The following is a 12,845-nucleotide window of genomic DNA, read 5'->3' as shown; positions in this document are numbered from 1 at the left end:
GAGTATTAGAGCGGGTAGTCATCGGATAAATTATTTGAACTGCAAATTGAATATTAGTTACAAATTACAATTAATGGTGTAAAATAGTGATATATTGTTTTACAACGATAAGTATTCATTAAGAGCAATTTAAATAATATTATTTGTGGAAAAAGTTGGCGATAACTATTGTAAGAATTTCTGTAAAAGAAAGATGAAATAGTCATTTAAGTTAGGGGGGGGAAACATATGAGACTTGTTCCAATACAATATGTTAAAGAAGGTAGCTTTTTGGCCAAAACTATTTATGATGATCGAGGAATGGTTTTACTAAGAGAAGGTGTAAAACTCACAGAAAACTACATTAAAAGAGTAAAATTACTTGGAATGTTTTGTATGTATATAAACGATCAGTATAGTGAAAAAGAAGTAGAAGATATAATAAAACCAGAATTAAGGCAGAAGGCAATTAAAACTATAAAGGAGACCTTTTATAGCTTTGAAAAGTTTAACTTGAATGCAGGAAAGAATAGTACTCAGGATAAAAAGCTTATAGTTGAAAAACAAAACTATTTCCAATCTATTAGAGAACTTGGAAAAGAGATTACTGAAGAACTCCTGGGTAGAAAAAATGTTTTAATAAACATTGTAGATATAAAAAGTATGGATAGCTATACTTATCAACATAGTGTTAATGTAGCTGTTCTATCATTAGTACTAGGAATACAATTAGAGTTAGATAAGAAAAAATTATACGATTTATGCTTAGGAGCATTGGTTCATGATATTGGCAAGGCACTTATACCGATTGAGATATTGCAGAAAAGTGATAAGTTAACAGAAGAGGAAAATAACATTGTGAAGAAACATACAGAAATGGGATATGATTTCTTAAAAGGTAGTGTTGATGTATCAGCAAGTTCTAGAATTATAGCCCTTGAACACCACGAGAGAGAAGATGGAAAAGGATATCCAGAAAAGAGAAAAACTAATGAAATAAATGAATTAGCAAAGATAGTGGCTGTTGCAGATGTGTATGATGCCCTAACGTCAGATCGTCCATACAGAAAGGCTATGAGTCCAAATGATGCAGTAGAATATATTATGGCAAATGGACAAACACAGTTTGATTATGAGGTGGTTAAAGCTTTTAGTAAGTCCATAGTTCCTTATCCTGAAGGAACTATAGTTAAACTAAGTAATGGAGAAATTGCGGTAGTTGAAGAGGTATATCCAAATTTTACGCTAAGACCTAAAGTTAAAATTATTAATAAAAAAAATGAAAAAGGTGAAAATTTATATAGAGACCTTAGAAATGAGTTGGAGATAGTTATAAATGGTCCACAGTATGAAATTGTATAAAAATAGTATACTATTTTAAATATAAAATAAAAATGAGGTGTATTTATGATTAAGAATAAAATTGTATTTATAAGTGGAGCTAGTAGCGGTATAGGTGAAGCTATAGCAAAAAAATTTGCAAAGGAAGGTGCTACACTTTTACTTTGTGCAAGAAACATGGAAAAGCTAGGTTCTTTAAAAAATGAATTAGAAAGAGAATATGGTGTAAACGTTTATACATATGAACTAGATGTAAGAGATAGAAAAGCTGTAGATGAAGTTTTCAATAGTATACCAAAAGAATTAAGAAATATTGATGTATTAGTAAACAATGCTGGACTTGCTTTAGGATTTGATAAAGTACAAGAAGGGGACCTAGATGACTTTGATATAATGATAGATACAAATATAAAAGGGCTTTTGTATTTAACTAGAAAAGTAGTGCCAACAATGGTAGAAAATCAAAAAGGTCAGGTTATAAATTTAGGATCAGTAGCTGGTATTCATGCATATCCAGGTGGAGCGGTTTACTGTGCGAGTAAAGCCGCGGTCAAATTTATAAGTGATGGACTAAGAATGGATATAGCTCATACTCCTATAAGAGTAACTAATATACAACCAGGTATGGTAGAGACAAACTTTAGTGTAGTTAGATTCCATGGGGATGAGGACAAAGCTGCTAAAGTTTATCAAGGAATTAAACCTTTAACAGCAGAAGATATTGCAGATATTGTGTTGTATGCTGCTTCTGTACCAGAACATGTCCAAATATGTGAAGTAACAGTAACTGCAACTCACCAAGCAACTGGGGGAGTAGTTTACAAAAAGTAAGTATATAACAAATAAAGTCGGGTATTTGAGAAATAAAGAAGATTACTTTATAAAAACACAAAACTAGTAAATAATAATACCGATGGCTGATAATTTATAGGAAATATGATAAAACCCTTGATTTTTCAAGGGTTTTATCATATTTATAATTTATTCAAGAATTGTGACCTTATACTAATTGCATCCAGTAAAAGTGGCTTGCTCAAAATTGAAAATTTTAGTCTAATTGTTGATTGACAACGACCACGCCTCACTCAATAATTTAATTCCAGATACAATAGAGTTTCCATTTAGGCCGCCAAAACCAAGTATTATTCTAGGAATTAGATAGTTATCTGTATTATATAAATAGGTTGAATAAGGGTAGACTTTAACTCCGAGATCAGCAGCAGAATCGATAATCAACTGTTCACTCATTCCATTATTAACTTCAATAAGAATGTGTAATCCAGCATCTCTTCCAACAATATTTATACGATTATCCATATAACGATTTATTGAATCAACAAGTATAGTATGCTTTTTGCTGTATATGTTTCTCATTTTTCTTATATGGCTTTCCCAATGTCCTCTTTCCATAAACTGCTGGAGTATTTGCTGATTAAGTCTTGAAACAGATTGTTCGTAAAAATGGTATTCTTGGTTATACATATTTAGTAATTTTTCTGGAAGTACCATATAGCTAATACATATAGAAGGTAGAAGATATTTTGAAAATGTGCTGAGATAAATTACATTATCGGAGTTTGATAAGCCTTGTAGAGCTGGAATTGGTTTACCGTGATATCTGAACTCACCATCATAATCACCCTCAATTATTAGGGCATTCTCATCTTCAGCCCATTTAAGTAGCTTTAATCTTTTGTTAATAGGCATAATCACTCCACATGGGAATTGTTTAGATGGAGTAATATATACAATTTTCGCCCCGGTAGCCTTTAGCTTCTCTATGCTGATTCCATCCTTTTCTACTGGAATTCCTACTACATCAAAGCCAAGATTTTTAAATATTGACTTCATCTCAATGCAGCCAGGATCTTCTATGGCAACTTTAATTTTTTTCAAACCAACCAACTGGCACAAGATGCTTACAAGATGTTGATTAGTGGATCCAATAACTATTTGTTCTTCGCTACAGTACACACCTCTACTATGACGTAAGTACTTAGAAATTTCTTTACTAAGTTTTACATTTCCTCTAGTGTCATCATATTTAAATAAATCAACTCTATCAGGGTTTAAGCATTCACCAATAAGCCTTTTCCATACCGAAAATGGAAAATTTTCTAAATCTACAAAGTTAGGATCGAAATCATATTCATATTTAAGCTGTAGTTCAGATTGTACTTCTTTATTTGTATTAATAGGAGTAGTCTTTTCATAACTGAACCCTTTTTCGATTTCAACTACATATAAACCACTTCTAGGCCTGCTCTCAATATAACCTTCATCCATTAGTTGCTCATAAGCGCTTTCTACGGTATTTTTACTTATCATTAAATTTTGTGAGAGTTGTCGTATAGAAGGAAGACGAGTACCAAATGATATCTGACCGGATTTTATTTCTTCTCTTATATATCTATATAATTGACAATACATAGGTAATTCTGAGTCTTTTTGTAACATTGGATTTAATTCTAGCATTTTTACCTCCAAACTGACCTCATAAATATTAATAGATTTGTCACTTTCAGCAATAACAGTTCGTGAATATAATTTATTATATCAGAAGTTTAATCTGAAATGAAGAAATTTAATTAACAATGAAAAGAGGTTTTAATATGAGTAATAATTTTAAAGCGACCATTAAGCTGCCTCAGGCAGTAGCACTTTATATTGGAGCAGTATTAGGTTCTGGTATACTAATAATCCCTGGACTTGCCGCAGATATTGCAGGGCCAGCATCTATCATAGCCTGGGGAGGTATGATGATTTTAGTACTTCCACTTGCACTTTGTATGGGTTTTCTATCACGAAAGTACCCTAGCTCAGGAGGAGTATCATACTTTGTAACTAAAGCCTTTGGTGATAGAATTGGGGCAATTATAGGATGGTTTTTTCTAATGTCTGTACCAATCGGAGCGCCTATAGCATCTATAACTGGTGCTGGTTATTTGAGTTTAGCGCTTGGCTTAAGCGAAAATTGGACGATTATTATTGCTGTAATTATGCTTGTAATCGCACTAATTATTAATGCTATTGGTATGGATGTTGCTGGAGGTGTTCAGCTAGCTGTTGTGATTAGTATTATACTGGTGCTTGTTCTAGCCGTAATTGGATCTATCCCCAACATAAAGATAGCAAATTTTGTTCCTTTTATGCCAAACGGAATTACAAGTGTAGGAAGGGCATCAACAATTCTATTTTGGTGTTTTATTGGTTGGGAAGCTGTATCACATTTATCTGAAGAGTTTGTTAACCCAGAAAAGGATGTTATAAGGGCTACAATAATATCTGCAATTATTGTGGGAATTCTTTATTTTATGACTGCATTAGCCACTGTAGGAACTAACAGTTATGGAGAAGGTTCGCAAGCACCCTTAGTTATTGTAATACGCAGAATTTTCGGCTCTTCTGGAGCTATAATAGTGGGTATTACAAGCTTACTAATATGTACTGCTACGGTAATAGCTTATGTTGGGGCTGCATCGAGGTTGGCTTTTTCTTTATCCAAAAGTGGGGAAGCACCTAAGGCTCTTGGATATGTTTCAAAAAAGTACAATACACCAGTAGGTGGACTTCTTTTTCTAAGTTTATGCTTTACTTTAGTAATTGTATTGTACTCTTTAAAAGTTATATCTTTTACTAATTTAATACAACTTCCTAATGCAACATTTATACTCACATATTTAGCTGGGTGTGCAGCGGGAGTGGTACTTCTAAGAGATGATAAGAAAAAATTTATAATTAGCATTATATCCTTAATCGCGACAATTATTATATTTATTTTTGCAGGGTGGGCAATGCTATATCCATTAATAATCAGTATCTGTGTTATAGGTAGCAAGATTATTAGTAGAAAAAAGTTTTAGTACAAGATGATACAGTTTAATTCCTATTTAGAGCTCTAGCAAATTATTATAGGTTGCTAGAGTTCTTTTTCTTCACACACTCATCCAAGCGTGTCTTTGTGTAAAAGCTAGAGAATTTAATGAAAAATCAAAGCTTTAGCTACATATTTTAATCAGATGAAATGCAATGTTAAACTATATTTTGTTCAAATTGGTAAAATATTGATTGTAGGCGGGAGTGGCTCAGTGGTAGAGTGTCACCTTGCCAAGGTGAACGTCGCGGGTTCGAATCACGTCTTCCGCTCCAGATATGTTTTGAAATAATTTATAAAAAATAATAAAACTTATATTTGCGGGTGTAACTCAATGGCAGAGTGCTAGCTTCCCAAGCTAGTTACGAGGGTTCGATTCCCTTCACCCGCTCCATAACGTAATTATAAGTCGTGCTGGTTTGTAACTAGCACGGCTTTTTAGAATGATATGTGTAAAAGTATATCTGTTAACTAAATATTTACAATGATATGTGTAAAAGTATATCTGTTAACTAAATATTTACATGGAATAATATATAAATATAATTTATAATGTAATAAAGATGTATAAGTAAAAGTAATAGTTAAACATCTTGAAGTATTTAAATTTTTATTTAAGCTAATGGAGGAATATGATTATGGAAAAAATAATTGTTTTTGGCAGTAAGTATTGACCAGATTGTCAACCTATGAAAGAGTTTCTTTCTGAAAATAATATTAAGTTTGCTTTTGTAGATATTACTGAAAGCATGCTTGCCTTGAAGATGTATCTAAAGTTCAGAGATAATAGATCTGAATTCGATGAAATCAAAAAGATGGGAAGAGTTGGAATACCATTTATATCAATTAACAACGGAGAAAAACTAATTTTTGATGAAGAACCTGATTTAAACGAACTTAGAAAGTGGATTAAATAGGTATTTCATCTTACATAATTTGAAATGTTAAAAAGGTTATGAGGCATAGTAGTAAGAGAAGGTAGCATACCTTCTCTTTTGTAATTTATATAAATTTAGGCATTAAGTGGTAACTTAGTCAAATGATTCTAGGCCGCCAAAAAGATATGTATTTCTGCATTAGTTCAATGTTGCATTTTAAATTAGATTGAGATAGGACAAGATTGTGAGGTTATATATGAAAAAAATTGTAGTAATTATGTTTATAGCTTTTGCATTTTATCTAACAGGATGTAATGACACAAAAGAATCTAAAATTAGTTCAGGAAAAGAAATTACCTTTTTTGTAGCAACTGATACTCACTACTTGGCAAAAAAATTAACAGATAATGGGGAGGCGTTTCAAAAATTTGTTAACAATGGTGATGGAAAAGAGTTAAACTACATTGATGAAATAATGAAAGCTTTTGCCAGTGATATTAAGAAGAAAAAACCGAATGTTCTTATTATTAGTGGAGATTTAACTAGCAATGGTGAGAAAGAAAGTCACTTAGAATTTGCAAAATTACTAAAGGAAATTGAAAAGACAGGTACTTCTGTTTATGTTATTCCAGGAAATCATGATATACTTAACCCATATGCAAGGCGGTTTGAAGGCGATAAGCAGTATAAAGTTGATTACATAAGCGAGAAAGATTTTAGTGAAATTTATCAAGACTTTGGTTATAAAGGAGCAATCTCAAGGGACAAAACTACCTTAAGCTATCTTGCCGCACCTTCAGAGGATGTATGGCTATTAATGCTTGATACTGCTCAATATAACAATAATATAATCAGAGGTGTTCCGCAAATAGATGGTAGAATTCCACCTGAAACCCTTGATTGGATAAAACAATGTAGCGATCTTGCAAAATCGAAGGGGGTGCAGCTTATACCAGTAATGCACCACAACTTATTAGATCATAGCGATACAGTAAAGCAAGGCTACACATTAAACAACAATAAAGAGGTTATTCAGTTGTTTGAGCAATGTGGAATAAACTTAGCTTTAACAGGACATATTCATCTACAGGACATAAAATCATACAAAAGTAATGAAAAAACTATTAATGACATCGCAACAGGCTGCATTGGTGTGTATCCACAAAAATATGGTATCCTTAAGTATTCAAAAGAGAAGGGTTTCGATTATAATACAGCTAGTGTTGATGTAGAGAATTGGTCCAAGGAAATAGGAGTAGTAGATAAAAATCTCAATAATTTTAAAGAACATTCTAGAAAATTTTACGGAGATAGGTTATACTCAAGAATAGTTTCCAGATTAGCAATTACGGACTTTTATACGGTTGATGAACTTAAGTTAATGGGTGATACTTATAGAACATTATATTTAAGATATTATGATGGTGAACAGAAAATAGGAACAGATGAAATTAAAAATTCTAAAGGTTTTAAATTATGGATGTCTTATGAAGAAGCCCCTCAACAGAGTAATGTAATTAGGTTGTCTAATGCTAATGGTGAGGAGAATAATAAGATACATATTCCGAGTAGTAAAATTTTAAAATAATAGATTAAAGTTAGGAGGAAGTTTCATGAAGGATAAAGTTTCAATACTAATCAACATTGTAGTTGCGGCTTTTATAGTTTATGGATTTATTTCAGCAGGTGGTAAATTGAGCACCTTTGGAATTATAATTAATCTTATAGCCATGATAGCTGTGTGTTTTAGCACATATGTAAACATAAAGAACATAATAAACCAAAAGAACACAAAAAATCAAAAGAATACAAAAAACCAAAAAAACATAAAAAGAAGAAATTAAATATATTAATAAGGAGTTGACTAGAGTCGACTCCTTATTAATATATCTTTTTATTCTATTTTAAATGTTTTTATTGATGATTCAAGCTTTCCAGCCATATTATTAAGTTCCTCAGCGAGACTGCTTATTTCCTCAACAGAGGCATTCTGTTCCTCTGTTATAGCGGAAACTTGCTGAGAAGACATAGCCATATCGTTTGAAGCTTTTGATACTGTATCAATCACCGATAAAAGTTGATCCCTACTGATAATAACACTATCAAGACTTTGAGAGGTTGTATTGATTTTATTCACAACATCTTGAATATTAGAGGATATCTCGTTGAATTTATCCCTAGTATATCTTACAGCATCATCATGCTTAGTAACTATCTGTTCAGCACTTTGTATAGTATTTTTGGCAATTCTTATATCTTTTTGAACTGTGTCGATAAGCTCTTTTACATTACTGCTTGAAATAGCAGTTCCTTCGGATAGTTTTCTGACCTCATCTGCAACCACCGCAAATCCTTTTCCAGATTCTCCAGCTCGTGCCGCTTCTATAGCAGCATTTAGTGCAAGAAGATTTGTTTGTTCGGAAATTGAGGTTATGGTATCTGCTATGTTTCCTATTGTATTGGCTTTTTCATCTAGGGCGTTAATAATCTCCGCCACGCGACTAATAAGCTTGTTATTTTCATCAGTTACATTTTCTAAGGAGTGAATAACTTCAACACCTTTACTGCTAACAGCATATACAGTATTTGCAGAAATTTTTCCTTCATTCATATAGGCTGTCATTATAGAAATTTCTCTTGATAATTTTGTGGTTGTTTCAAGTCCAATTAAAACACTTGAAGCCTGATTCTCAGCACTTATTGCAACCTCTGAAATATTGTTTGATATTTGCTCTATACATTTTGCTGTTTCTGTGGTTGTGCTAACTAGAGAGAGAGATGAATTAGCTACAAGGCCTGCTGCCTCATGGATGCTTGAAATAAGTCCACGTATTTCAGCAATCATAAGGTTAAAGTTGTTGCTTAAACTCCCAACTTCATTTTTACTATTGCAATTAGCTTGTACTATTAGATCTCCATCTGAAGCTTTTTTCATTAAATTCATTAAATTTAATATAGGTTTTGTAAAGGTACCAGCTAGGATGTATATAAAAATACCAACTAATAGTAATATTAATGAGGCAATACCTATATTTCTTATTTGGGTGGTTTTTATTACTGCCATCGACGTGGCTTTATTTTGTATTGTTATTACAGCCCAACTTTGTGACTGACCAGGAAGAGTTATTGGGGTGTAAGCACTTAGAATATCTACATTATTATTATCTGTATATTCAGCAACTCCTGATTCACCTTTAAGTGCTTTTTCAGTAATATCTTTAAGCTTTACCGGAATTTTTATATCTTCTAGCTGAGTTTTTTGGTTTCCTTTTTCGTCATTAACTGCGTTACCTGCTGCATCTTTAACTAGAACTGTTTTCTTCAGAGTTTTGTAGTTATATAACTCTGAGACTTGAGTTTTATCTGGGTGAGCAATAACGACACCTTCACTATCAATGACAAATGCGTAGTTATCATTTCCATTACCATATTTCTCTACAAGCTTTTGAAGTGAGTCTAATTTAAGATCAGCACCAAATATTCCTACTATATTAGAATTGTTATCTAAAATAGGGTGAAATATGGATGTTACTGCAGTATTACCGCTTACAGAATAGTAAGAATTACTGACAAAGGATTTTTTATCACTCATCATTTGTGCGAACCACCATCTGTTAGCTCTATTACCGAGTTCACCTGATGAACGAGCGGTTTGATTTCCATCTGCCCTTTGTATGTAAAGTAAATCAAAATAAGGATTATTGGATACGCATTTTTTTAGCATCTGATTTTGATTCTCTGGATTGAAGTCAATGGTTGTCTTGTCTTCAGAGATTTGCTCTGTTAGAGTGTATGATTTATCAATGAAATCTTTAACACCTTGAGCTATTGTTGAAGTGAGTTTTTTGTTACTGTCTATTATATATGCCTTAATATTGTTAGAAAAATAATATGAATACACAGTGTTAGTAATTATAACCGGAACCAGTACTAATAAAACTGCTACAAAAATCAATTGATATTTAATAGATTTCATCTACTTGTCCTCCTTAAAATATAAATAATATCCTTGTTAATAATAACACAATTATACTATACTTTTACAAATAAATACATTATTAATGCTATGTGTTGGACAATAAAGCTAATTATAATGTATTATAAAACTTAAAATAATAAACATAATAGAAATATGAAAAGGAGAGATACATATGATCAAATATAAGCTTTGTTTGTGCGACATGGATGGAACTTTGTTAAATTCAGATGGTATAATATCAAAAGAAAACGAAACTGCATTAAAAAACCTTCAGGAAAAGGGTGTAGAAGTAGTTATTGCTTCTGGAAGAGTTGATCTTATGGTAAAGAACTTTATAAAACAGTTAGGCTTAAAAGGGCATGTGATATCTTGTAATGGAGGACTAATTAGAAACATATCAACAGGAGAAATAATCTATTCAAAGGTAATTGATAAAAATAGAGTAAGGGAAATTGTAAGTTATTGTAGAGAAAGTAATATTAAATTTTTAATTTATACCGTAGATAGGGTATATAGTACTGAAGACAATCCTATTGCAAGAAGATATGAAAAACTTAACAAGTCATTCTCGGAAGAACTTCAAATACCTATTAAATATGTTGATAATGAAGTAATCGACAGGATTGACAAAATAGATGTCTTAAAGATTCTGTTTGTCTGTAATGGACATGAAGAAGTTGAGCCATATGAGAATTATTTTTCTGAATTTGAAAATCTTACAGTAGTTAGCTCTGCAAGTGGACTCTTAGATATTATGGCTTCTGATATTACCAAAGGAAATGCATTAAAACTTCTATCTGAGAGGCTAGATATAGATTTAAGTGAAGTAATTGCATTTGGGGATAACTATAATGATTTAGAGATGCTTAAATATGCAGGGTTGCCAATAGCAATGGAAAATGGAGTTGAAGAAGCTAAATCACTAGCAAAGTATATAACTAAGTCTAATGATGAGTCAGGTATAGCCTATGCTATTAATAATTTAATACTCATTTAATATAAGAGAAAAAAGAATCACTTGTTAATTGACGGTTTAATAATATATTATCAATCTATATTAAAGTTAATAATACTGGCAGCTGGAATGGGGAGTGTTTCTATTCCAGCTGTCTTAAAGTTGATTAAAACTATTTACAGCATTATAATAAATGTTATGTTTAATATGTATAGCAGAGGTGAAGGTCAATGGATGAAAAAAATAGACATAATACGTACAACACGTTAAATCACTGGCGAAACTTTCGATTTAAACTAGTGCTAGAGGGAATTATAGTTGGGGCATTAGCTGGACTTCTAGTTGTATTTTACAGGTTAGCACTGCAATGTGTAGAAGAACTAGCTAAAAAAATATATCAATTCCAAGTACATAATAATTGGTTTATACCTTTTTGGATTATTATATTACTAGCTGGAGCTTACATTGTAGGAACTATGATTAAAAATGAACCTATGATTAGTGGAAGTGGAATTCCTCAGGTAGAAGGCATTTTATTAGGTCGGCTTAGTGCAACTTGGTGGAAAGTAATTATTAAAAAATTTATTGGTGGAGTTATAGCTATTGGTGCTGGCTTATCTCTTGGAAGAGAAGGTCCTTCTATACAGCTAGGAGCTTCTGTTGGACAAGGAGTTAGTAAAATATTTAAAAGGATAAAGATTGAAGAAAAGTACCTTATCACTAGTGGTGCTAGTGCGGGGCTAGCTGCTGCTTTTAATGCTCCATTAGCAGGAGTTATTTTCGCTTTAGAGGAGGTACATAAAAATTTCTCTCCATTAGTATTGATTTCGGCAACTTCAGCTTCTGTTACAGCGGATTTTGTATCAAAGGAATTTTTCGGATTAAAACCAGTGTTTCAATTCAGAAATATGTCACCAATTCCTTTAAAGTACTACGCATTCTTAATTATATTAGGTGTATTACTGGGGATTCTTGGGGCATTTTACAACCATACAATACTAGCGACTCAGGATTTGTATATAAAGCAAAAGTGGTTAAAAGTACAATTTAGGCCAATGATTCCCTTTGCTTTAGCAGGGGTATTAGGATTAATCCTACCGCAGGTATTAGGTGGTGGGCATGAGTTAGTTAATTCTATAATTAATGAACCCATAGCAATCAAGTTTTTACTTGTTTTATTACTAGTAAAATTTATATTTTCAATGTTAAGTTTCGGTTGTGGTGCACCAGGAGGAATATTCTTTCCATTGTTAGTCCTTGGGGCTTTAATAGGAGCAATATATGGAAGAACTATGGTTTCTGTACTGCAGTTTAATCCTAATTATATAAATAACTTCATTATACTTGGGATGGCAGGATACTTTACTGCTATTGTTAGAGCACCAATTACAGGCAGTATTTTAATAACTGAAATGACAGGTTCCTTTACTCACCTACTATCCCTAACTGTAGTATGTATTAGTGCTTACATTGTAGCAGATATATTGGGATCAAAGCCTATATACGAGGCTTTATTGGAAAGAATTTTAAAACGAAGTAATGATAAGGTGGAAGAAGGTGGATGCCATGCCAAAGAGCTTTTAGAAATTATAATTCATCATGGGAGTTGCCTTGAAGGAAAGAAGGTAAAGCAATTTGTGTGGCCCAAAGAATGTCTGTTAGTGGCTATAAAACGAGGGGAAAAAGAAATTATACCTAAAGGTAATACTGCTATTTATGCAGGTGATTATTTGATTGTATTGACTAATGAAGAAAATGTTGGAGAAATAAGAGGAATATTATCTATAGCAGGAGAAAAATGTGTTATAGACAACTTTTAGTGACAAAATTGTGCACAAG

Annotated in this window: 10 protein-coding genes and 2 tRNA genes; 10 read left to right on the top strand and 2 right to left on the bottom strand. The window is 32.2% G+C overall.

From position 1 onward, the window contains the following. Positions 1-228 precede the first annotated feature (228 nt). Positions 229-1,341 (top strand): HD-GYP domain-containing protein, encoded by a 1,113-nt coding sequence (locus AC0N0V_RS13945; protein WP_474458626.1) that lies wholly within the window; start codon positions 229-231, stop codon positions 1,339-1,341. Positions 1,342-1,386: 45 nt separating this feature from the next. Further along, positions 1,387-2,151, top strand: a complete 765-nt coding sequence (locus tag AC0N0V_RS13940; protein WP_474458625.1) for an SDR family NAD(P)-dependent oxidoreductase — start codon at positions 1,387-1,389, stop codon at positions 2,149-2,151. 222 nt (positions 2,152-2,373) lie between these two features. On the opposite strand, the gene pdxR is transcribed toward AC0N0V_RS13940, so the two are convergent. Further along, complete coding sequence (pdxR, locus tag AC0N0V_RS13935; RefSeq protein WP_474458624.1) at positions 2,374-3,795, bottom strand: MocR-like pyridoxine biosynthesis transcription factor PdxR; 1,422 nt, start codon at positions 3,793-3,795, stop codon at positions 2,374-2,376. A gap of 137 nt (positions 3,796-3,932) precedes the next feature. On the opposite strand from pdxR, the gene AC0N0V_RS13930 reads away from it, so the two are divergent. From AC0N0V_RS13930 to AC0N0V_RS13905, 6 genes are all read left to right on the top strand, one after another. After that, complete coding sequence (locus AC0N0V_RS13930; protein WP_474458623.1) at positions 3,933-5,183, top strand: APC family permease; 1,251 nt, start codon at positions 3,933-3,935, stop codon at positions 5,181-5,183. Between the two features lie 211 nt (positions 5,184-5,394). Then, positions 5,395-5,469 (top strand) — tRNA-Gly (locus AC0N0V_RS13925). A gap of 45 nt (positions 5,470-5,514) precedes the next feature. Further along, a tRNA-Gly gene (locus AC0N0V_RS13920) sits at positions 5,515-5,588 on the top strand. Positions 5,589-5,883: 295 nt separating this feature from the next. Further along, positions 5,884-6,111, top strand: a complete 228-nt coding sequence (locus AC0N0V_RS13915; RefSeq protein ID WP_474458622.1) for a hypothetical protein — start codon at positions 5,884-5,886, stop codon at positions 6,109-6,111. A 217-nt stretch (positions 6,112-6,328) separates the two neighbouring features. Beyond that, positions 6,329-7,660, top strand: a complete 1,332-nt coding sequence (locus tag AC0N0V_RS13910) for a metallophosphoesterase (RefSeq protein ID WP_474458620.1) — start codon at positions 6,329-6,331, stop codon at positions 7,658-7,660. A 25-nt stretch (positions 7,661-7,685) separates the two neighbouring features. Continuing rightward, the gene (locus AC0N0V_RS13905) at positions 7,686-7,916 is read left to right on the top strand and encodes a hypothetical protein (RefSeq protein ID WP_474458619.1); all 231 of its coding nucleotides are present in this window, start codon (positions 7,686-7,688) and stop codon (positions 7,914-7,916) included. Between the two features lie 50 nt (positions 7,917-7,966). Here AC0N0V_RS13905 and AC0N0V_RS13900 read toward each other — a convergent pair whose 3' ends face one another. Beyond that, positions 7,967-10,048 carry a methyl-accepting chemotaxis protein gene (locus AC0N0V_RS13900; RefSeq protein WP_474458618.1) on the bottom strand — a complete coding sequence of 694 codons (2,082 nt, stop codon included), beginning with the start codon at positions 10,046-10,048 and terminating at the stop codon, positions 7,967-7,969. Between the two features lie 175 nt (positions 10,049-10,223). Between AC0N0V_RS13900 and AC0N0V_RS13895 the strand changes: the two genes are divergently transcribed. Further along, positions 10,224-11,048 (top strand): Cof-type HAD-IIB family hydrolase, encoded by an 825-nt coding sequence (locus AC0N0V_RS13895; RefSeq protein WP_474458617.1) that lies wholly within the window; start codon positions 10,224-10,226, stop codon positions 11,046-11,048. A 188-nt stretch (positions 11,049-11,236) separates the two neighbouring features. After that, positions 11,237-12,826 (top strand): H(+)/Cl(-) exchange transporter ClcA, encoded by a 1,590-nt coding sequence (gene clcA / locus AC0N0V_RS13890; RefSeq protein WP_474458616.1) that lies wholly within the window; start codon positions 11,237-11,239, stop codon positions 12,824-12,826. Positions 12,827-12,845: the final 19 nt, after the last annotated feature.

It is taken from the genome of Clostridium sp. CS1-1, from assembly GCF_056135525.1.
The sequence above is the reverse complement of the archived record's forward strand: the minus strand, read 5'-3'. Positions and strand labels throughout refer to the sequence as shown.